This is a genomic window from Mycobacterium sp. ITM-2016-00317, assembly GCF_002968295.1.
Classification (GTDB): Bacteria; Actinomycetota; Actinomycetes; order Mycobacteriales; family Mycobacteriaceae; genus Mycobacterium.
The window spans coordinates 5,563,868-5,583,941 of record NZ_CP134399.1 but is presented as its reverse complement, the minus strand read 5'-3'; the positions used below and the strand labels follow the sequence as shown (position 1 = coordinate 5,583,941).

Annotated in this window: 21 protein-coding genes, 3 tRNA genes and 2 pseudogenes; 12 read left to right on the top strand and 14 right to left on the bottom strand. The window is 67.7% G+C overall.

Annotation, left to right across the window (positions count from 1 at the left end):
* The 4 genes from C6A87_RS26820 to C6A87_RS26805 all read right to left on the bottom strand — a co-directional run bounded on the left by C6A87_RS26820 (window position 1) and on the right by C6A87_RS26805 (window position 4,162).
* Entirely contained in the window at window positions 1-795 is a 795-nt protein-coding gene (locus tag C6A87_RS26820; RefSeq protein WP_311115007.1) for a decaprenylphospho-beta-D-erythro-pentofuranosid-2-ulose 2-reductase, read from the bottom strand.
* On the bottom strand, window positions 796-2,178 hold the full coding sequence (locus tag C6A87_RS26815) for an FAD-binding oxidoreductase (protein WP_311115006.1): 1,383 nt from the start codon (window positions 2,176-2,178) through the stop codon (window positions 796-798). It lies immediately after the preceding gene.
* A gap of 67 nt (window positions 2,179-2,245) precedes the next feature.
* The gene (locus C6A87_RS26810; RefSeq protein ID WP_311118094.1) at window positions 2,246-2,641 is read right to left on the bottom strand and encodes a GtrA family protein; all 396 of its coding nucleotides are present in this window, start codon (window positions 2,639-2,641) and stop codon (window positions 2,246-2,248) included.
* 111 nt (window positions 2,642-2,752) lie between these two features.
* Window positions 2,753-4,162, bottom strand: a complete 1,410-nt coding sequence (locus C6A87_RS26805; RefSeq protein WP_311115005.1) for a PLP-dependent aminotransferase family protein — start codon at window positions 4,160-4,162, stop codon at window positions 2,753-2,755.
* A gap of 49 nt (window positions 4,163-4,211) precedes the next feature.
* On the opposite strand from C6A87_RS26805, the gene C6A87_RS26800 reads away from it, so the two are divergent.
* The 3 genes from C6A87_RS26800 to C6A87_RS26790 all read left to right on the top strand — a co-directional run bounded on the left by C6A87_RS26800 (window position 4,212) and on the right by C6A87_RS26790 (window position 5,733).
* Entirely contained in the window at window positions 4,212-4,676 is a 465-nt protein-coding gene (locus C6A87_RS26800) for a carboxymuconolactone decarboxylase family protein (RefSeq protein ID WP_311115004.1), read from the top strand.
* A 168-nt stretch (window positions 4,677-4,844) separates the two neighbouring features.
* Window positions 4,845-5,147 carry a hypothetical protein gene (locus C6A87_RS26795; protein ID WP_311115003.1) on the top strand — a complete coding sequence of 101 codons (303 nt, stop codon included), beginning with the start codon at window positions 4,845-4,847 and terminating at the stop codon, window positions 5,145-5,147.
* Between the two features lie 142 nt (window positions 5,148-5,289).
* Window positions 5,290-5,733 (top strand): pyridoxamine 5'-phosphate oxidase family protein, encoded by a 444-nt coding sequence (locus C6A87_RS26790; protein WP_311115002.1) that lies wholly within the window; start codon window positions 5,290-5,292, stop codon window positions 5,731-5,733.
* 3 nt (window positions 5,734-5,736) lie between these two features.
* Here the strand turns inward: C6A87_RS26790 and C6A87_RS26785 are convergent, their stop codons facing one another.
* The 4 genes from C6A87_RS26785 to C6A87_RS26770 are packed head-to-tail and all read right to left on the bottom strand — an operon-like array spanning window position 5,737 to window position 8,848.
* Window positions 5,737-6,567, bottom strand: a complete 831-nt coding sequence (locus tag C6A87_RS26785; protein WP_311115001.1) for an ABC transporter permease — start codon at window positions 6,565-6,567, stop codon at window positions 5,737-5,739.
* Window positions 6,564-7,526 (bottom strand): glycosyltransferase family 2 protein, encoded by a 963-nt coding sequence (locus C6A87_RS26780; RefSeq protein ID WP_311115000.1) that lies wholly within the window; start codon window positions 7,524-7,526, stop codon window positions 6,564-6,566. Before C6A87_RS26780 ends, C6A87_RS26785 begins: the two co-directional genes overlap by 4 nt.
* A complete protein-coding gene (locus tag C6A87_RS26775; protein WP_311118093.1) occupies window positions 7,516-8,328 on the bottom strand; it encodes an ABC transporter ATP-binding protein in 813 nt (270 codons plus the stop codon). Before C6A87_RS26775 ends, C6A87_RS26780 begins: the two co-directional genes overlap by 11 nt.
* A gap of 13 nt (window positions 8,329-8,341) precedes the next feature.
* Complete coding sequence (locus C6A87_RS26770) at window positions 8,342-8,848, bottom strand: bacterial proteasome activator family protein (RefSeq protein ID WP_311114999.1); 507 nt, start codon at window positions 8,846-8,848, stop codon at window positions 8,342-8,344.
* A 411-nt stretch (window positions 8,849-9,259) separates the two neighbouring features.
* On the opposite strand from C6A87_RS26770, the gene C6A87_RS26765 reads away from it, so the two are divergent.
* The gene (locus C6A87_RS26765; RefSeq protein ID WP_311114998.1) at window positions 9,260-10,456 is read left to right on the top strand and encodes a cysteine desulfurase-like protein; all 1,197 of its coding nucleotides are present in this window, start codon (window positions 9,260-9,262) and stop codon (window positions 10,454-10,456) included.
* A 5-nt stretch (window positions 10,457-10,461) separates the two neighbouring features.
* Here C6A87_RS26765 and C6A87_RS26760 read toward each other — a convergent pair whose 3' ends face one another.
* The gene (locus tag C6A87_RS26760; protein ID WP_311114997.1) at window positions 10,462-11,436 is read right to left on the bottom strand and encodes an NAD(P)H-quinone oxidoreductase; all 975 of its coding nucleotides are present in this window, start codon (window positions 11,434-11,436) and stop codon (window positions 10,462-10,464) included.
* 78 nt (window positions 11,437-11,514) lie between these two features.
* On the opposite strand from C6A87_RS26760, the gene C6A87_RS26755 reads away from it, so the two are divergent.
* The 3 genes and pseudogenes from C6A87_RS26755 (at window position 11,515) to C6A87_RS26745 (ending at window position 13,476) form a co-directional block, all read left to right on the top strand.
* Window positions 11,515-12,027 carry a MarR family transcriptional regulator gene (locus tag C6A87_RS26755; RefSeq protein ID WP_311118092.1) on the top strand — a complete coding sequence of 171 codons (513 nt, stop codon included), beginning with the start codon at window positions 11,515-11,517 and terminating at the stop codon, window positions 12,025-12,027.
* A gap of 10 nt (window positions 12,028-12,037) precedes the next feature.
* Window positions 12,038-12,124, top strand: a tRNA-Ser gene (locus C6A87_RS26750).
* Window positions 12,125-12,190: 66 nt separating this feature from the next.
* Window positions 12,191-13,476 (top strand): annotated as a pseudogene (locus C6A87_RS26745) (MFS transporter).
* Here the strand turns inward: C6A87_RS26745 and C6A87_RS26735 are convergent.
* The 4 genes and pseudogenes from C6A87_RS26735 to hisC form a co-directional block, all read right to left on the bottom strand.
* Complete coding sequence (locus C6A87_RS26735) at window positions 13,463-14,287, bottom strand: crotonase/enoyl-CoA hydratase family protein (RefSeq protein WP_311114994.1); 825 nt, start codon at window positions 14,285-14,287, stop codon at window positions 13,463-13,465. The pseudogene C6A87_RS26745 and the gene C6A87_RS26735 sit on opposite strands and share 14 nt — an antisense overlap.
* Before the next feature lie 10 nt (window positions 14,288-14,297).
* Window positions 14,298-14,731 (bottom strand): annotated as a pseudogene (locus tag C6A87_RS26730) (hypothetical protein).
* An 18-nt stretch (window positions 14,732-14,749) separates the two neighbouring features.
* Window positions 14,750-15,226: a DUF4334 domain-containing protein gene (locus C6A87_RS26725; protein WP_311114993.1), complete on the bottom strand. Its 477-nt coding sequence runs from the start codon at window positions 15,224-15,226 to the stop codon at window positions 14,750-14,752.
* Entirely contained in the window at window positions 15,223-16,278 is a 1,056-nt protein-coding gene (gene hisC, locus C6A87_RS26720) for a histidinol-phosphate transaminase (RefSeq protein WP_311114992.1), read from the bottom strand. Before hisC ends, C6A87_RS26725 begins: the two co-directional genes overlap by 4 nt.
* A gap of 83 nt (window positions 16,279-16,361) precedes the next feature.
* Here hisC and C6A87_RS26715 point away from each other — a divergent pair.
* The 5 genes from C6A87_RS26715 to C6A87_RS26695 all read left to right on the top strand — a co-directional run bounded on the left by C6A87_RS26715 (window position 16,362) and on the right by C6A87_RS26695 (window position 19,541).
* Window positions 16,362-16,450 (top strand) — tRNA-Ser (locus C6A87_RS26715).
* A 71-nt stretch (window positions 16,451-16,521) separates the two neighbouring features.
* Window positions 16,522-16,594: transfer RNA gene (locus C6A87_RS26710), tRNA-Arg, on the top strand.
* Between the two features lie 88 nt (window positions 16,595-16,682).
* On the top strand, window positions 16,683-17,183 hold the full coding sequence (locus C6A87_RS26705; RefSeq protein WP_311114991.1) for a metallophosphoesterase: 501 nt from the start codon (window positions 16,683-16,685) through the stop codon (window positions 17,181-17,183).
* A gap of 27 nt (window positions 17,184-17,210) precedes the next feature.
* Window positions 17,211-17,624, top strand: a complete 414-nt coding sequence (locus C6A87_RS26700; protein WP_311114990.1) for an MmcQ/YjbR family DNA-binding protein — start codon at window positions 17,211-17,213, stop codon at window positions 17,622-17,624.
* A gap of 228 nt (window positions 17,625-17,852) precedes the next feature.
* Complete coding sequence (locus C6A87_RS26695) at window positions 17,853-19,541, top strand: Ig-like domain-containing protein (protein ID WP_311114989.1); 1,689 nt, start codon at window positions 17,853-17,855, stop codon at window positions 19,539-19,541.
* A 123-nt stretch (window positions 19,542-19,664) separates the two neighbouring features.
* On the opposite strand, the gene C6A87_RS26690 is transcribed toward C6A87_RS26695, so the two are convergent.
* A complete protein-coding gene (locus C6A87_RS26690) occupies window positions 19,665-20,003 on the bottom strand; it encodes a helix-turn-helix domain-containing protein (RefSeq protein ID WP_311114988.1) in 339 nt (112 codons plus the stop codon).
* Window positions 20,004-20,074: the final 71 nt, after the last annotated feature.

The following is a 20,074-nucleotide window of genomic DNA, read 5'->3' as shown; positions in this document are numbered from 1 at the left end:
TCAGATGGGGAGCTTGCGGAAGATTGCGCGGGGGATGTGGCGCAACACCATCATCACGTAGCGGAAGACCCCGGGCGCCCAGATCAGGTCCTTGCCCTTGGCCGACGCGGTGACCGCCAGCTCGGCGACGTCTTCCTTGTCGACGGTGAACGGGGCTTCCTTGGCGCCGGTGGCCTTCCAGTGCTCCATCGTCGTGGTGGTGCGGACCTGGCCGGGCCGGATGACCAGCACGTGAACCCCGTACTCGCGCAACGCCTCTCCGAGGCCGAGGTAGAAGCCGTCGAGCCCGGCCTTGGTGGAGCCGTAGACGAAGTTGGACCGGCGGACCCGTTCGCCGGCCGCCGAGCTCATCGCGATGATGCGTCCCGAGCCCTGTGCTCGCATCTTCTCGCCCAGCAGCACACCGACCGAAACCGCTGCGGTGTAGTTGATCTCGGCGATCTGCACGGCTTTGCGCTGGTTCTGCCACAGCTCCTCGGCGTCACCGAGCAGCCCGAACGCGACGACCGCCACGTCGATGTCCTTCTCGGCGTCGCCTTCGTGCCACGCGGCGTCTATCACCTTCGGGTGGCTGTCGGTGTCGAGGGCGTCGAAGTCGATCCACTCGACGGACTTGGCGCCTGCGGCGCGCATCTGCTCGATGGCAGCGTCCTTGCGCGGATGGTTGGGCAGATCGGCGAGCACGACCCGGGCGTTGGCGTTGCGCAGGAAGCGCTCGGCGATCGCCAGCGCGATCTCGGAGGTACCGCCGAGAAGCAGGATCCCCTGCGGATTGCCGGTCGCATCGAACACCATCTAGAGCAACTCCAGTCGTCGGGCCATGTCGGAAGCGAACACCCCGTCGGGATCGACCCTGCGGCGCACGGCGATCCACTCGTCGATTCGGGGATACATGGCATGGAAGGTCTCAGCGGTGGTGCGGGAGTCCTTGGCGGTGTAGAGCCGTCCGCCGAACTCGAGCACCCGCTTGTCGAGCCCGTTGAGGAACTCGTTAAGGCCGGTGGTGATCGGGAAGTCGACGCACACGTTCCAGCCGGGAATCGGAAAGCTCAGCGGCGCTTGGTTTCCCGGGCCGAAGAGCTTGAACACATTGAGGAACGAGTAGAACCCGGAGCGCTGGATGTCGACCAGGATCGCCTTGAACTCCTCGACGGCGGAGGTGGGCACCACGAACTGGTACTGGGCGAAACCCGCCACCCCGTAGGCCCGGTTCCACTCTCCGAACATGTCGAGCGGGTGGTAGAACTGCGTCAGGTTCTGCACCTTGCCGCGGTAGGTCCCGGACTTGCGGTACCACAGCTCGCCGATCGGCATGAACGTGTACTTGTTGGCCAGGCCGTTCGGGAACACGTCGGGCAGCGTGAGCAGTTGCGGCGCATCGAATTTCAGCGGGTTCTTGCGCAGCTTCTTCGGCAGCTGGTCGAGCGTGGCCAGCGAACCGCGGGAGATCGCGGCGCGGCCCAGCTTGGGGGGCGGGCTGATCGCGTCGAACCACGCGCTGGAGTACGTGTAGTTGGCCTCGGTGCCGTCGGTGTGGAACGCGATGGTCTCGTCGAGACTGGAGGTGACGTCACCGTCGGCGATGAAGTACGCCGTCTCGGTCGGTGTCATCTCGATGGTGGCACGCAGGATGATGCCGGTCAGCCCGTTGCCGCCCACCGTGGCCCAGAACAGGTCGGCATCCGGCCCGTCGGGGGTGATGGTGCGCACCTGGCCGTCGGCGGTGAGCAGGTCCATCGAGCGCACGTGGTTGCCGAAGCTGCCGGCGCTGTGGTGGTTCTTGCCGTGGATGTCGCAGGCGATGGCGCCGCCGATGGTGACCTGCCGGGTGCCGGGCAGCACCGGGACCCACAGACCGAGTGGCAGCGCCGCGCGCATCAGCTGGTCGAGGTTGACCCCGGCGTCGACGTCGACGAGCGCGTCGTCGGCCTGGATCGAGTGGATGCGGTTGAGGGCGTGCATGTCGATGACGAGCCCGCCGCCGTTCTGGGCGTTGTCGCCGTAGGAGCGGCCCAGCCCGCGGGCGAGCACTCCCCGTCCGGGGTGCTCGGCGGTCTGCCGCACCGCCTCGGCGATCACCTCGGGGTCGGGCGTCGACAACACCCGGGCCACCGACGGTGCGGTGCGGCCCCAGCCGGTCAACGGCTTGAGAGTGGTCGAGAAATCCGTGCTCAGCATCGCCACAGAGGGTACCGCGACGGCCGCGGTCGTCGGTGCGGCGTGAGTGCTTTTCCGGTCGCCGCGTTCACGCGACCCGGAAGATCACCACTCGCTGGACGATGAAGTTGATGATCGTCGCGGTGCCCTGCGCGATCACGAATGCCACCGGCACCCGCCAGGGCTGGTCCTCGAACTCCATGTAGAACGCGTAATTGATGCCCACCTGCACGGCGTAGGTCAACGCGTACAGCGCGCAGACCGCGACGAACCTGGCCCTGCTGGGCGGGGCCTGGAACGTCCATCGCCGGTTGATCAGGTACGCGGTGGTGGTGCCGGCGACGAAGCTGAGAGTCTTGGCGAGGTTGACGTGCAGCCCGGCCGCCAGCAGCGCGACGTACAGGCCGAAGTCCACCACCGCGGCCAGCCCGCCGGTCACCAGGAACCGCCAGATCTGTGTCTTGAGGCTCAGCTGCGGTGACATGGGGGGCTCGGCCACCCGGGCAGCTTACGGTCCCTGCCCGCCGAAATCGCATTCCACGCGGTCCGCACGCGCGGTTTCCCGCACTGGACGCAATCTCGGCGCCAGGTACCGCTAGAGACCGCTCGCCCGCAGTACGTCGCACAGCGCCGCGATCGCGGCCGGAAAGGCGTGTTCGGCCGGTGCCGCGAAGCCGACCACCAGCCCGTCGCGCGCGCCGGTGTCGGGGCCGGCCAGCGGATGGCGCATCAGCGACAGCCCGGTCAGCGCGATTCCGGCCTCGCCGACCCGGCGTAGGACTTCCGGTTCGGCGCCGTCGGGCAGTGTGACGAGCAGGTTCACCCCGGCGGCGAGGCCGGCGATGCCGACGTCGAACGGCGCCAGTGCCGAGACCAGCACGTCACGCCGCCGCCGGTATCTCATCCGCATGCGACGGATGTGCCGGTCGTAGGAGCCGCTGTCGATGAAGTCCGCCAGGGTGAGTTGGCTGATCGCGTCGACGTAGTACTGCTGACCACCGGCGGCCGCCACCACCGCGTCGACGAGGTTGTCCGGCAACACCATCCAGCCCAGCCGAAGAGCCTGGGACAGGCTCTTGCTCGTCGAGCCCAGATAGACGACGCGGTCCGGCCGCAGGGCCTGCAGCGCGCCGACCGGCTGCCGGTCGTAACGGAACTCACCGTCGTAGTCGTCGTCGAGGACGAATCCACCTGTGCGCGTGGCCCACTCGACGACGGCGGTGCGCCGCGAGGGGTGCAGCGACATGCCGAGCGGATTGTGGTGGGCCGGCGTCAGCAGCACCGAGGACACGTCGAGGGCGTCGAGATCGCCGACGACGGCGCCCTTCTCGTCGACGCTCACGGGCACCGTCGGCACGCCGGCGGCCTCGAGCGCGTCGCGGAACAGGTGCAGCCCGTAGCCCTCCACCGCGATCGGTCCGCCCAGCACCCGTGCCAGCAATTCGACGCCGTGGCGGACTCCGGCGCAGATCACGACGGACTCCGGGGAGGTCCGCACCCCGCGCACCCGAGCCAGGTAATCAGCCAGCGCTGAACGCAATTCGGGCCGACCGCGTGGGTCTCCCATGCGCAGCGCCTCGGTGGGGGCGCCGGTCAGCGCCCGGCGTGTGCTGGCCAGCCACTGACTGCGGGGGAACTCCGCGACGTCGGGTGAACCCGGCATCAGGTTGTGGGTGGCGGTGACGCTCATGCCGCGGGGGAGGGGCGGCGCGATGACGTCGGCGGTGTGGTCGACGACCCAGGTCCCCGCGCCCTGGCGCGAGGCCAGCCAGCCCTCGCCGACCAGTTCGGCGTACGCGTCGGCGACGGTGTTGCGGGCCAGCCCCAGGTCGGTGGCCAGGGTCCGCGACGGCGGCAGCTTGGTGCCGGCGGCCAGTCGGCCCGAGCGCGCCGCGTCGCGCAACGCAGCGATCAGCGCGTCTTTGGTGCCGCGCGCGCCCGGCACAAGCGCCGCACGCAGATCCAGATGCAGATCCCGCGCACCCGGATTGGCCCATGATGTCACCACTGAATTGAACCATCTTCGCGGTCCATTCGGGTCTAGCGTCGAGCCCATGACACAGACACTGACCACCCGGAACCGCCTCCTCCTGCACAAGAGCTCGCCGGAGCTCTACGACGCGATGATGACGCTGTCCTCGGCTGCGGCCAAAGACGTCGACCCTGCGCTCGGCGAGTTGATCAAGATCCGCGCCTCGCAGCTCAACCGGTGCGCGTTCTGCCTCGACATGCACACCCGCGACGCCCGCAAGCACGGCGTCAGCGAGCAGAAGGTCGACGTGCTCGCCGCGTGGGCCGAGGCCGGCGAGCTGTTCGACGAACGAGAGCGGGCCGCTCTGGCCCTGACCGAGGCCGTCACCGAACTCGGCGGGCACGGCGTCCCCGACGCGGTGTACGACGAGGCGGCGCGGGTGTTCTCCGAACGTGAACTCGGACAGGTCATCGCGATGGCCGTGACGATCAACGCGTGGAACCGCATCAACGTCGCCGTGCGCACGCCCGTCCCGCGCCGCCGCTGAACCACCCGCCCCGATGGTCTGGTTCCGGCCAACCGGCGAACAAATTCTGCCAGTGGAATTAATCCTCTGACCAGCCGGTTCAACAGTTCAGATCATCAAGATCACCACCACCAGTCGAGACCGCGTGACACGCTCCACGGCTCCGACCCGACCGGGAAGGGCATCACCATGAAGAACCTCACCATCGCCACCGCTTTCGCCGCCGGCCTGGGCGCCGCAGTCCTCGGGCTGGCCGCTCCCACCGCTGCCGCCCCGACCGGAGGCAACGCCGACGCGGTCATCAGCCAGCTGGAGGCCCAGGGCCACCGGGTGGTCGTGAACCGGCTGTCGGACGCGGCGCTGAGCCAGGCCAGCGTGGTCGGGATCAACAAGGGCGGCGACATCCGCGGCACGGTCCGGGACTTCCGTTACGACCGGACCTACCAGAACAGCAAGACCGGCGCGAGCATCTACTACGTCGACGTCAAGTAACCCCTGCCGCCCCGCTCGCCGAAATCGCATTCCACGCGGTCCGCACACGCACTTTCGCGGACCAGATGCAATCTCGGCGATGCGGGGCGGAAGTGTCTTTGGACCCTAGGAGACTCGGCCCGCCGCGACCACGATCAAAATCATGGACGCGACAACCACATCGGACGCACCGGTCACCGAGCTCACCGACACCGAGAGCTGGGAGCGGCTCGGCAGCGTGTCCCTGGGCCGGCTGGTGACGACGGTGAACGGCTGGACCGAGATCTTCCCCGTCAACTTCGTCGTGCAGAACAACACGGTGCTGTTCCGCACCGCGGAGGGGACGAAATTGCTGACCGCGGCACTCAACGAGTACGTGGTGTTCGAGGCCGACGAGCACAACGTCGCCGAGGGCTGGAGCGTGATCGTCCGCGGCAAGGCGCGTCTGCTGGCGACCTCCAACGAGATTGCCGAGGCGCGGCGCGCCGGGCTCTACCCGTGGATCGCTACTCAGAAAGAGCGATTCGTGCGCATCACACCGCAATCGGTGACGGGCCGGCGCTTCGTGTTCGGGCCCGAACCCGAGGTCACCGGATTGTCCAGCTGACCGTCACACCCAATACGGCACGCGGGCGCGGTACTGGCGCATCGCCAGCGCCGCGAAGCCCCAGCCGACGACGGTGAGCACCAGCACCACCACCCAGTGCCGCAGTTCCTGCTCGGCGCCCAGCAGCGGTGCACGCACGATGTCGAGATAGTGCAGCAGCGGATTGAGTTCGACGATCTTGGCCCAGCCGCCCGCGCCTTGGGCCTGCAGCGTGGACTCGTTCCAGATGATCGGCGTCATGAAGAACAGCAGCTGCACCAGGCTGCCCAGCAGCGGGCTGATGTCGCGGTAGCGGGTGGCCAGAATGCCGAAACACAGTGCCACCCAGACACAGTTGAGCGCGAGCAGCAGTAGCGCCGGGATCACGGACAGGTCCGCCCACGACCACGGCTTCGGATAGATGATCGCGATGATGACGAAGATGATGATGTTGTGCGCGAACAGCAGCATCTGCCGCCACACCAGCCGGTAGACGTGCACCGACAACGGGGTCGGCAGTTGTTTGATCAGGCCCTCGTTGGCCACGAAGACGTCCGCGCCCTCCAAGATGGAAGCGTTGATCAGGTTCCACACGATCAGGCCGAGCGTGACGTACGGGAGATGTTCGGACAGTTCGAGTTTGAACAGCATCGAGTACAGCCCGCCCATGGCCACCGCGGTGGTGCCGGTGGCGATGGTGATCCAGAACGGGCCGAGCACCGAACGCCGGTAGCGCTGCTTGATGTCCTGCCAGCCCAGGTGTAGCCACAGTTCGCGCTTGCTGAAGCCGGCGACCAGGTCGCCCCACGCCCGGCCGAACGTCCGGGACCGCGCGGCGGCATCCATGATCGTCATCGTCGTCTTTCCATCCCGTCACTTCCCTCGCCACGGAAGAACTTCTCGCGGCGTCCCAACTGCTGCAGGCGGATCCAGTCGCGGAACCCGGCCGGGTCGCGCCGGGACACCAGGAAGTACCAGCCGAAGCGGACCAGTTCCTGGGGCAGCAGCTTGCGCAACCCGGGTTGGGACAGTACGTACCCGCGGTTGCGGTAGGTGTAGTACCGCTTGGTCTCGTTGTCGGGGTACTGGGTATGCATGCGGCCCCCGAGGATCGGCTTGAATTCCTCTGTGCCGCAGGGGTGTAAATAGCTGGCCTGTAGGCAGGTGCCGAAGGGCAGTCCGGAGCGCACCAGCCTGCGGTGCAGTTCCACCTCGTCGCCGCGGATGAACAGCCGCAGATCGGGCACGCCGACGGCCTCCACCGTCGAGGCGCGGAACAGCGCGCCGTTGAACAGCGACGCGATACCGGGCAGCAGACCGTCGTCACCGTCGACCCGCAGCTCGCTGACCAGTCGGCGCCACTTCAGGCCGCGCCGCAGCGGGAACGCCAGCCGACCGGGGTCGTCGAGGTTGCACACCATCGGCGAAACCTCCGCCAGCCCGTGCTGCTCGGCGCACGCCAGCAGGGTGGCCAGCACCTCGGTGTCCTGCGGGCGGCCGTCGTCGTCGGCCAGCCAGAGCCAGTCCGCGCCGAGGCTCAGCGCGTGCAGCATGCCCAGCGCGAAACCGCCCGCTCCGCCGAGGTTGCGCCGCGAGCCCAGGTAGGTGGTCGGAACAGGTTGTCCGACAACGAGATCACGGACATGGTCGTCGTCGTCGTTGTCGACGACGATCAGATGGTCGGGCCGCCTGCTCTGCGCGCAGACCGCGTCCAGCGACTTGGCCAACTCGTCGGGGCGGCGGTGGGTGACGACGACCGCGACGACGAGCGCGTCGCCGCCGGTCCGGCCGTCGCGCGCGCGCTCAACGCTCATGCGTGTGTGCCGTCTCCTCGAGTACCTCGCGCACGTGCCGCGCGGCGTCCTCACCCTCGTAGGCGCGGACGACGTCCTCGATGCCGCCCTCCATCCTGATGGTGCCGTGGTCGATCCACATCGCGGTGTTGCACAGCCGGGCCAGGAATTCGTTGGAGTGGCTGGCGAACACCAGGATCCCGGAGCGTTCGACAAGGTCGGCCAGCCGCGACTGCGCCTTCTTGAGGAACTCGGCGTCGACCGCGCCGATGCCCTCGTCGAGCAATAGGATCTCGGGGTCGATGCTGGTCACCACACCCATGGCCAGCCGCACCCGCATGCCCGTCGAGTACGTGCGCAGCGGCATGTTCAGGTAGTCGCCCAATTCGGTGAACTCGGCGATCTCGTCGACCTTGCTCATCATCTGTTTACGGGTCTGGCCGAGGAACAGCCCACGGATGATGATGTTCTCGAACCCGGAGATCTCCGGGTCCATCCCGACGCCCAGGTCGAACACCGGGGCCACCCGGCCCCGCACCGTGGCCACACCCCGGGTGGGTTCGTAGATGCCCGACAGCAGGCGCAGCAGCGTGGACTTGCCGGCGCCGTTGTGACCGACCAGGCCGACCCGGTCGCCCATCTTCAGCGTCATCGTGATGTCGCGCAGTGCCTCGATGACGACGACGTTGGAATCGTTGCGTCCGATCGCGCCGCCGGCCTTGCCGAGGAACGCCTTCTTCAGGGAGCGGGTCTTGGCGTCGAAGATGGGGAACTCGACCCACGCGTTGCGGGTCTCGATGCAGGGCTCCACCGAGGATGGAATCGTCACGCGAATCTCACAGGTACTGACCGGTGCCCTGTCCCGCCCCGCCGCGGTGGCCGGGGACGACCACGCCCGGCGGCAGAGCGCCCTGGCGCATCTGCTCCAGCTGCTGACGAGCGGCCATCTGCTGGGCGAACAGCGCGGTCTGGATCCCGTGGAACAGCCCTTCCAGCCAGCCGACCAGCTGGGCCTGGGCGATGCGCAGTTCGGCATCGGACGGCACGGCGTCCTCGGTGAAGGGCAGGGTCAGCCGCTCCAGTTCGTCGCGGAGCTCGGGGGCCAACCCCTGCTCGAGCTCATGGATGCTGGTGCGGTGGACGTCGCGCAGCCGTTCCCGGCTGGCGTCATCCAGCGGGGCCGCGCGCACCTCCTCCAGCAGCTGCTTGATCATCGTGCCGATCCGCATCACCTTGGCGGGCTGCTCGACGAGGTCGCTCAACGACTTGCCGTCGGAGCGCTCCGCGCCCCCGTCGCTTTCGCCGACGATCTCGATGTTGTCGTCGTCGCTATTGATAGCCATGTCCCTAAGAGTGCCCCAGCTTTTCTCGGTTGACGCGGTCGGGTTCCGCGTCGTCGGTGGGCGCGGGCCCCAGTGTCGTTGTAGATCTTCTCCCACGCGCCGGAATTGTCCAGCGGGGGTCTGCCCCCGGCCCGGCGGCCGAACGCGACCGCGCGAAGGCGGGTTCGTCGCCGCATCACCCCTGGCAAATGCTCACATCCAAGGTAGTAAACGTTCACAGATGTGGCCGTCGGTCGCCAGCAACAGCACAGCTGGTAGCGCTCCTTGCTTGTCGTGGGCTCGACTAGTATGGCTCCGCAGATGGCTTGCGACAGTGTGGACGTGGGCGGTAACAGCGAGGTCGGGCAGACGCGGGGACGCCAAAATTTCGGCGGAACGGCGAAGTTCCAAGGCGCACTAAGGTGGTCTGGCATGGCATACGACGTCGCCCGGGTGCGCGGACTGCACCCCTCTCTGGGCGATGGATGGGTGCATATGGACGCCCAGAACGGCATGCTGCAGCCCGACTCGGTGGGCCGAGCGGTCTCGACGGCGTTCCGCGGTTCCATGCCCACCACGTCCAGCGCGCATCCCGCCGCGCGGCGCAGCGCGGCCGTGCTGGCCGCCGCCCGCCAGGCTGTGGCAGACCTCGTCAACGCGGATCCGGCCGGCGTCGTACTCGGCGCCGACCGCGCGGTCCTGCTGACCTCACTGGCCGATGCCGCGTCGGCCCGCGTCGGGCTGGGCTACGAGCTGGTGGTCAGCCGCCTCGACGACGAGGCCAACGTCGCGCCGTGGCTTCGTGCGGCCAACCGGTTCGGCGCCAAGGTGAAGTGGGCCGAGGTCGACATCGAAACCGGCGAGCTGCCCACCTGGCAGTGGGAGGCCCTGGTGACCCGGCCGACCCGGCTGGTGGCGATCACCTCGGCGTCCTCGACGCTGGGCACGGTCACCGAACTGCGCGAGGTCGCCAAGCTGGTGCACGAGGTCGGCGGTCTGTTGATCGTGGACCACTCCGCGGCCGCCCCCTACCGCTTGTTCGACTTCGACGAGACCGACGCCGACGTGGTGGCGGTCAACGCGCTGGCCTGGGGAGGTCCGCCGATCGGGGCGCTGGTGTTCCGCGACCCGTCGGTCATCGACGCGTTCGGATCGGTGTCATTGGACCCTCACGCGTCGGGTGCGGCCCGCCTGGAGCTCGGGTCCCACCAGTTCGGGATGCTCGCCGGAGTAGTGGCCAGCATCGAATATCTGGCCTCGCTGGAGGATTCGGCGCAGGGCTCGCGGCGTGAGCGGCTGTCGGTGTCGATGCGGTCGGTTGCGGCGCACATGAGCGCGCTGTTCGACTATCTGCTCACATCGCTGAGGTCGCTGCCGACGGTCACCGTGCTGGGCAGTCCCGAGGAGCGGATCCCGGTGCTCAGCTTCGTCCTCGACAGCGTGCCCGCCGAGCGGGTGGTGCAGAGGCTGGCCGACAACGGCATCCTCGCGATCGCGAACGCGAGCTCGCGGGTCCTCGACCTGATCGGCGTCGACGACATCGGCGGTGCGGTCACCATCGGGCTGGCGCACTACAACACCGCCGCGGAGATCGATCAGCTGGTGCGAGCGCTGGCTTCGCTGGGCTGACCCGGCTACACGTCCGCCCGTAGCAGCACCTTGCCGGAGATATCGCCGGATTCCAGGAGCTCGTGGGCGGCCTGCGCCTCGGCGATGGGGAATTCGGCGCCGATGACCGGCCGGACCACACCCTCGGCGACCATCGGCCACACCTGGGCGGTGACCTCGGCGACGATGTCGGCTTTGGAGCCGCGGCCCTCGACCGGCCGGGCCCGCAGTGCGGTCGCTGTCACGCTTCCGCGCTTGGCCAGCAGCTTGCCGATATTGAGCTCGCCTTTGGCGCCGCCCTGCATGCCGATGATCACCACGCGTCCGTCGGGGGCCAGCGCGTCGATGTTCCGGTCGAGGTACTTCGCGCCGATGATGTCGAGGATCACGTCGGCGCCCCCGGCCTGGCGGACGATCTCGACGAAGTCGTCGTTGTGGTAGTCGATCGTGATGTCCGCGCCGAGCTCTGCGCACAGGTCGAGTTTGTTCGCCGACCCGGCGGTCACCGCCACCCGGCAGTTCAACGCTTTGGCCACTTGGATCGCGTGGGTGCCGATGCCGCTCGCGCCGCCGTGGATCAGCAGGAGTTCGGGCGCGGCCAGGCCGGTCATCACCACGTTCGACCAGACGGTGCAGGCGACCTCGGGCAGAGCGGCCGCGTGAGGTAGCGGAACCCCGTGGGGTATCGGCATCACCTGTGCTGCGGGGACGGCGACGTACTCGGCGTAGCCGCCGCCGGCCAGCAAAGCGCAAACCGTTTCCCCAGGCGACCATTGCGCAACCCCGTCGCCCACTGCGGCGATGGTGCCGGACACCTCGAGCCCGATGATCTCGCTCGCTCCGGGAGGCGGCGGGTACTTACCGGCCGCCTGTAGGAGGTCGGCGCGATTGACGCCGGCGGCAACTACTTCGATGAGAACTTCACCGGGACCAGGGTGGACGTCTGGCACGGACTGCCAGGTCAGCTTGTGCGAGGAGGCATCCGCCACGATGGCTTGCATTCAAATAAGCCTACTACGCTGGGAAAACCCCGGTAAATTTCTTCACCGGCAACGCGCTGGGCGACATAGTATGTGCGTATGGAGGGGATTATTGGGGGACGCACGGCAAGCGACACGCCGGGGCTCGACATAGCTGAGCAAAGAGCGTGGCAGAACTTTCTGGATGCTGCGCTGCGAATGTACGCAACGATGAACCGCTCGCTGAACGATCAACACGGGCTGACGCTGAACGATGTCCGTTTGCTCGACATGTTGGCGAAGTCGCCGACGGGGGCGGCGCGGATGGGTGACGTCGCCGAGGCGCTGATGTCGTTGCCCAGTCGGGTGACGCGGCAGATCCACCGGCTGGAAGTCCAGGGGCTCGTCAGCCGCGGAGCCAGTCCGGACGACGGGCGCGGGGTGCTCGCGAGCATCACACCCGAAGGCCGGGAGTCGTTGTCGGGTGCGATGAAGACCTACGGCGCCGCGGTGCGTATGCACTTCCTGGATCGGCTGAGCCGACCGCAGGTCACGGCGATGGGGGAGAATTGCCGGCGGATCAGCGCGGGGCTCAAGACCGGCGGACCGTCCGCCAAGATCGGCCGCGTCTAGACTGTCCCGCGGTGGCGTGGCAGAGCGGCCTAATGCACTCGCCTTGAAAGCGAGAGTCGGCTAACACCGACCGGGGGTTCAAATCCCTCCGCCACCGCTCTGGGGCGGGCCGGGTTCGCTGATTGGCGAGACACACCCCCGGCGACCCGCGAATATCTTTGCCATGGCAACAGTGGGTGCCGGGGCTGCCTCGGCGCGGGAGCTTCGGCAGGTCGCGACGGCGAGTTACGTCGGTTCGGCGATCGAGTTCTACGACTTCTTCATCTACGGCACCGCTGCCGCGCTGGTGTTCCCGACGGTGTTCTTCCCCGATCTGGGCCATGTGATGGCCACGACGGCGTCGCTGGGCGCATTCGCGGCCGCGTTCCTGGCCCGGCCCGTCGGTGCGGCGGTGTTCGGGCACTTCGGTGACCGCATCAGCCGCAAGCAGACCCTGGTCGTCACGCTGCTGCTGATGGGCGCCGCCACGGTCGGGGTCGGGCTGATCCCGAGCACGGCCAGCATCGGTATCGCCGCGCCGCTGCTGCTGATCACGTTGCGCCTGGTGCAGGGCTTCGCGGTGGGCGGCGAGTGGGCCGGCGCGGTGCTGATGACCGCCGAACACGCCCCCGAGGGGCGCCGCGGCTTCTACGGCATGTTCACCCAGCTGGGGCTCGGGACGGCGCTGGTGCTGTCCAATCTGGTGTTCCTGGTCGTGCACCTGGGGTTCGGCGAGGCCAACGAGGCGTTCCTGCAGTGGGGCTGGCGGATCCCGTTCCTCCTCAGCGCAGTGCTGATCGGCACGGCGCTGTTCATCCGGCTACGGGTCAAGGACTCGCCGGCACTGGCCGCGCCGGAGACGCACGACGGCGCACCGCTGGCCGAGCTGATCCGCAAGCAGGGCCGTCAGGTGCTGCTGGCCGGAGGTGCGGCGATCTGCGCGCCGATGCTGGTGTTCCAGGCCGGACGTTCTTCACCCATTTCGCCGCCGAGCACATGGACTATTCGACCAACCTGGTGCTGCTGGTCAACGTGATCGGCGGGCTGTGCGCGGTCGGCTGCGCTGCCGCGTCGGCGATGCTGTCCGACGTGCACGGTCGGCGCCGGGTGACTGCCTGCGGCTACGCGCTGGCGGTGCCATGGGCGTTCGCGGTCTTCCCACTCATCGAGTCGATGAACCACGTGGTGTTCGGCGTGGCCATCGTGGTCACCTATGCACTGATCGGCGTCTGCATGGGGCCGCTGGCGGCGTTCCTGCCGGAGATCTTCGCCGCCCGGTACCGCTACACCGGGGCCGCGCTGTCCCACACCCTCGGCGGCGTGCTCGGCGGGGCGCTGCCGCCGGTGATCTCACCGATGCTGATGGCGTCCCACGGTGGTGGCGCCATCGCGCTGATGATGGGCGGGCTCGCGCTGGTCAGCTTCTGCTGCGTACTCGCGCTGCCCGAAACCGCGCCTACTCGCCGGTGAAGTTCGGCGGCCGCTTCTCGAACATCGCCGTGATGCCCTCGGAGAGATCCTTCGACGGCAGGAACGCGGAGTTCCACGCCGCGACGTAGCGCAGGCTCGCTGACACCTGGGCGGTGCGCTGCTCGTCGAGCACGTCCTTGACGCCGTGCACGGTGTGCGGCGGGTTGGCGGCGATCTCGGCCGCGGTGGCGCGGGCGGCGGCCAACGACGCGTCGGCGTCCGGGTAGACGTCGTTGACGAGGCCGATCTTCTCGGCGCGCGCAGCATCGATGTCCTTGCCCGTCAAGGCCAGTTCGCGCAGGTGGCCGTCGGTCAGGATGTAGGGCAGCCGGGCCAGGGATCCGACGTCGGCGACGATCGCGAGCTTGACCTCGCGCACCGAGAACTTCGCGTCGCTGCTGGCGTACCGGATGTCGACGGCGGAGATCAGGTCGACGCCGCCGCCGATGCACCAGCCGTGCACGGACGCGATCGTCGGGGTGCGGCAGTCGGCGACCGCGGTGATCGCGTGCTGCATGGCCTTGAGGCGGGCGTGGAAGTCGGCGCGCGGCTTGGACGACGAACCGCCGGCCATCATCGAGCCGAGGGTCTCACCCATCGCCGCCAGATCCAGGCCGTAGCTGAAGTTGCGGCCCGAACCGGTGAGCACGATGGCCCGGACGTCCGGGTCGGCGTCGAGCTCGGTGAACACCACCGGCAGCTCGGCCCAGAACGCCGGTCCCATCGCGTTGCCCTTGCCGGGACCGATCAGCGTCACCTGCGCGATGTGATCGGCGATGTCGACGGTCACCGATTCGAAGGAGTTACCCATGGGTAACAGGTTAGCCGCCGCCCAGTAGCACGTCGGCGACGACCGCGCGGGGCAGGAACTGGCAGGCCGCGTCGGCCAGGATCTGGCCGACGAACTCTCCGTCGGGGCCGAGCGGATTGCCCTCCTGGGACAGGATTTCGCGCACCACGGCCACCCGGGTGGGCTCGTCGAGGTCGCTGAACTCCTCGCACGTCATCGTCAGCGCATTGGCCGGGGCCGGACCTCGGGCACGTTGGTGCTGCGGGTGGGCAGCGGCAGGTTCGGGATCTGGATGTCAGGGATGCCCGGCGAGCGGCTGGTGGTCGTCGGTGACGACAGCGGCGGCCCCGGCTGGGTGGTCTGCGCGACGACACCCTCGGTCGTGCGCTGACACCCCGTGGTCAGGCCGAGGACGACGCCCAGTCCGACGATCGCCGCGGCCGTGAACCGCACGTGCGTATTCATCCTGGCCACGATATGCGGCTAGTTGCGTTCGAGGTAGAAGTACAGGTGGCGGGGCGTGCCGGAGCGGGTGTCCAGGGCGCCTTTGCCGTTCATGATGCCGATCACGGCGTTGTCGTCGACGGCCTTGAAATGGTCGTGCACGGGGCGTCCGTCGTAGACCATGGACGCGACGAGCTCGCCGCGGAACTCTTCCATCCACAGGCTGGCCTCGCCGTTCATCGCCTCGGTGTTCGAGAACTTGTTGCCTGCCGCATCGAGGCAGACCAGCGGTTTCGCGTCGGTGGCCGAGTGAAAGGTCTTGCCGAACCAGTTCAGCTTCTGCATGAAGCCGTTGGCCCTGTGCCCGGTGTCGAACTCGCCGCCCTGCCATTCGCCGATCATGAAGTCGACGGTGGCCGGGGTGAGGGTGGCCCAGAACTCGTCGAGTTCTGCGTCGTCGAGGCGGCCGACGCGGTTCTTGAGCTCGTCGAACGTCGCGCGGGCGTCTGCGCTCATCGCGGGCCGTCCCAGTTGCGGGCGAAGTCGAGGAAGGCGTCGTTCTCGTGGGGTGCGGCGACGGTCACCCGGACGCCGTCCTCCCCGTAGGGGCGCACGATCACGCGGCTGTTGGCGGCGTCTGCGGCGAACAGCTGGGCGCGGCCGACCAGGGGCAGCCACACGAAGTTCGCCTGCGAGGGTGGCAGCTGATAGCCGGCTTCCCGCAGTGCGGCGCTGACGCGGCGGCGCTCGGCGACGACGGCGTCGGTGCGTGCCAGCAGCTCGTCGGCGGCGTCCAGGCATGCGATCGCGGCGGCTTGCGACACCGTGGTGGCGGTGAACGGCACGTACACCTTAGACAGCGCGGAGACGATGTCCGGGTCGGCGACGGCGTAGCCGACCCGCAGCCCGGCCAGGCCATAGGCCTTCGAAAAGGTGCGCAGCACAACGACATTGCTGTGCGCGCGGACCAGCTCGAAACTGTCGGGGACCATGTCGTCGCGGACGTACTCGATGTAGGCCTCGTCCAGCACGACCATGATGTGCGGCGGCACCGCCGCGACGAACCGGGCCAGCGCCTCGGGGTCGACGACTGTGCTGGTCGGGTTGTTCGGGTTGCACACGAAGATGAGCCGGGTGCGATCGGTGATTGCGGCCAGCATCGCGTCGAGGTCGAAGGTGTGGTCGGTCAGCGGGACCTGGACCGGCGTCGCGCCGGCGGTGCGGACCTGCAGCGGGTAGATCTCGAAGCTGCGCCAGCCGTACAGCACCTCGTCGCCGACCGTGGAGGTGATCTGGATCAACTGCTGGCACAGGCTGACCGAGCCGCAACCGACGGAGATGTTCTCCGGCGCGAAGCCGACGAACTTGGCCAGACGCTCCCTGAGCTCGACGTACCCGTTGTCCGGGTAGCGGTTGATGCCGTCGATCGCGTGCTCGATCGCGGCCCGCACGCTGGGCAGCGGGCCGTGGACGGTTTCGTTGCTGGCGATCTTGATGGCGCCGGGCACCGTCCTGCCCGGCGCATAGGCGGGAAGGTCGGCGAGTTCGGGGCGAAGACGGACGGACACTGCCACAGTTTAGTGCCCCTCCAGAGCTGCTTTGCTTCCCGCCGCGAGGCCTGTGTACTCTGTCGCAGCGGCGGTAAACGTCGGGAGGCGTGCCAGAGCGGCCGAATGGGACTCACTGCTAATGAGTTGTCCGCCTTAAAGCGGACCGGAGGTTCAAATCCTCTCGCCTCCGCGCAGGATGGCCGGCTCGCCGGCGTGCAGGACCGTCGGCTTGCCGACACACAACTGAAGATGTACGACCACGCGCCCGTAGCTCAACGGATAGAGCATCTGACTACGGATCAGAAGGTTAGGGGTTCGAATCCCTTCGGGCGCACTCTCTTTTCGCCGAATGTGGGGCTTGTGTACGGATGTCCCCGGTTTCGGGTACATAAGGCCCACACTCGCGCTCTAAGGTCGAGACCGTGCGCCTCCTGTTGATCGCCGACACGCACCTGCCCAAGCGTGCAAAGGACCTCCCCGGCGAAGTCTGGGACGCCGTCGACGCCGCCGACGTGGTGATCCACGCGGGTGACTGGGTGGAGCCCGATCTTCTCGACCAGCTCGAAACGCGCGCCAAGCGCGTAGTGGCCTGCTGGGGCAACAACGACGGGCCCGAGCTGCGTCGTCGGCTGCCCGAACGTGCCGACGTGGTCCTGGAGGGTGTCAGGTTCACCGTCACCCATGAGACGGGCGCGTCCTCCGGTCGTGACGCCCGGATGGCCAAGTTGTACCCGGACACCGATGTGCTGGTCTTCGGGCACAGCCACATCCCGTGGGACGCCACCGCCGACACCGGGCTGCGGCTGCTCAACCCGGGATCGCCGACCGACCGGCGCCGCCAGCCGTACTGCACGTACATGACCGCGACCGTGCAGGACGGGCAGTTGCGGGACGTCGAGCTGCACCGGCTGGAACGGCGATGAGCGCTCGCGCGAAGAGCAGACGGCGCCGTGCGTGAGCGCCCCGCGACCGTCGACGACGTCCACGAGATCGCGTCGTCGATGCCGCACGTCACCCGCGTCGAAGGCCCCAAGGCGGGCAATCCGGTGTATCAGGTCGGCGGAAAGTCGTTCGTGTACTTCCGGACTCCGCGCCCCGACGCGTTCGACCCCGACACCGGGCAGCGCTACCCGGACGTGATCATGATCTGGGTGGAGTCCGAGGACGACAAGCTGGCCCTGACCCAGGACCCCGATTCGCCGTTCTTCACCACGGACCATTTCGACGGACACCTGTCGGTGCTGGTGCGCGCCTGCCGGCTCGGCGAGATCAGCGTGACCGAACTGCGGGAGTTGATCCAGGACGCGTGGCTGTCGCGGGCCTCGAAGCGCCGCGCCGAGAGGTGGCTCGCCGAGCAGGGTTGACCGGCTCCCGGTTTTTGCGACAGCCATCCCAGCAAACTGCGACCTTTCGCAATCCGGCTAGTTATAGCTCGCCTTTGCAAACATTCGCATGACGGCAGCGACAGCAATAGGAGAAGCTGCGGCAACAGATTGGCAACGCGTTAGCTGCGGGATCGGCATTCTGGCGGTCCCTCTCTGTCCGTTTGTACTGGGCATATGAATAGCCAGCCCAGGTGGCGGTTTTGCAGTGTGAGTGCGGAGCGAACACTTCAGCGTTCGATTGAAATTTGCGTACGCGTCAAGAAGATGTGCAATGCTTTGCGTCGAATTGGGGCGGACAAGGGAGCAAAGCAAATGTCGGAGAACGGGCGTCACCGGAAATCTCGTCGCTCTCGGCGAGGCCGCAGGACGCACCGGGCGCCCGAATCGATGGCGCACTGGCTCGGGGCAGGAGCTGTCGCCGCCGGCATGGGCGCTGCGATGGCGATGGGTGCCGGTGAGGCGTCGGCAGACACCGACACCGGTGCGACGTCGTCGGCCAGTTCGACCAGCGACGCCTCCTCTGCCGACAACGGTTCACGCTCGGCGTCGAGCGGTAGCTCCAGCCTGGGCGACGGCAAAGCTGTCGTGGCGACGCGTACGCGCGTCGAAGCATCCGAGGACGCCGACGAGACCGCATCGGTGAAGGACGCGGACGAAAGTCGACATGAGCGGATCGAAATAGCAGACGACGACGCGGCCGCGGTGGTCGACGATGTGGATTGGGACCTCGGTAGCGGTGTGGTCGACGCCAAGCCGGATCCCGTGACCGTGATCGACATCCTCCCGGATGAGTCGGTCGTGATCACGGATCCCGGGGATAAGGAGGTGGTGATCACGGATCCCGGGGACAAGGACGTGGTCATCGTCGCCCCCGAAATGCCTGACACTCCGGTGATCGAGGTGCCGGTGATCGAGGTGCCAGTGGATGAGACTCCGGTGGTTGAGGTGCCGGTGGATGAGCCGCCGGTCGTCAAGGAGCCGGTGGATGACAGTCCGGTGGTCGAGGTGCCGGTGGATGAGACTCCGGTGATTGAGGTGCCGGTGGATGAGCCGCCGGTCGTCAAGGAACCGGTGGATAACACTCCGGTGGTCGAGGTGCCGGTGGATGACACTCCGGTGGTCGAGGTGCCGGTGGATGACACTCCGGTGGTTGAGGTGCCGGTGGATGAGCCGCCGGTCGTCAAGGAACCGGTGGATGACACTCCGGTGGTCGAGGTGCCGGTGGATGACACTCCGGTGGTCGAGGTGCCGGTGGATGAGCCGCCGGTGACCGGTTCGCCGCAGTACCCCGACGCGGTGACCGCTCCGGTGACATGGCGGTCGATGGTCAGCGACGTTCTGCGGTGGGTCGGTCTGCCGGTGCTCTCGGAATCGTCGTGGATCCCGGCCGTGGTCGTGCCGTGGCCGCTGAACCAGCTCTGGATGGGGTTGCGGCGCATCGAGTATCACTTGTTCAATCATCGGCCGCAGGCTCGTCCCCAACAGCTCTCGCAGGACATCGTCACCGGTGTGGTGATCGGATCGGTGAACGGGACCGACGGCGACGGGGACAAGATCACCTACACGCTCGTCGATCTGCCGGCCAACGGACAGGTGGAGTTCCTCGCCGACGGGACCTACCGGTACACACCCACGGCGGCGTTCGCGCACGCGGGTGGATTCGACAAGTTCACGGTGGGCGTCGAGGACACGGTAGGCAACCCCTGGCACATCCACGGACTCGCCGGCTGGTTCGGCCTTTCCCGCCCGAAAACGGTGACCGTGACGGTGAGCCTGAATCCGGCTACCAATGGCGCCCTGTCGATCCCGGCGCCCGTCGGGGCTGGCAGCAGTGGAGTCGTGTCCGGAGCGCTCCTTGGAGTGGACCCGACGGTGACACGGCCGACTACTCCGTGACCGTGCAGCCACCCGCGAGCAGGTGGCTGCCGTCGCTGCTCGACGACGCGCTCGGTCGCCGCACCGTGGGCACGATCGGTTCGACCACGGATACCAGGACGATCACCGGGCACGAAGGCTGACTCAGCCCGCGTCGGCAGCGCAGATCAGCGCGATGTGCTTTTCGGCCCAGTTGCTGAGCGGTTCAAGGGCTTCGAGGAGCTCACGGCCGGCCGGGGTCATCGAGTACTCCACCCGTGGCGGAACCTCGTGGTAGCTCTCGCGGTGCACCACCCCGTGCGCCCGGAGCTCTTTGAGGTGCTGGGTCAGCATCTTCTGCGAGATCCCGGCAAGGCTGCGGTGCAGTGCGTTGAAGCGTTTCGGGCCGCCCTGCAGTTCCCAGAGGATCAGCGGTTTCCATTTGCCGTCGACGACGGCCATGGCCGCGTCCAGCCCACACGTGTACTTCCCCAGCGATGACATCGGCGTCACTTCCTGCAGCTCGGAGCCAACAGTTTCGTTTCGGTAAGTACCGCACTTTTTAGTGGGTACTT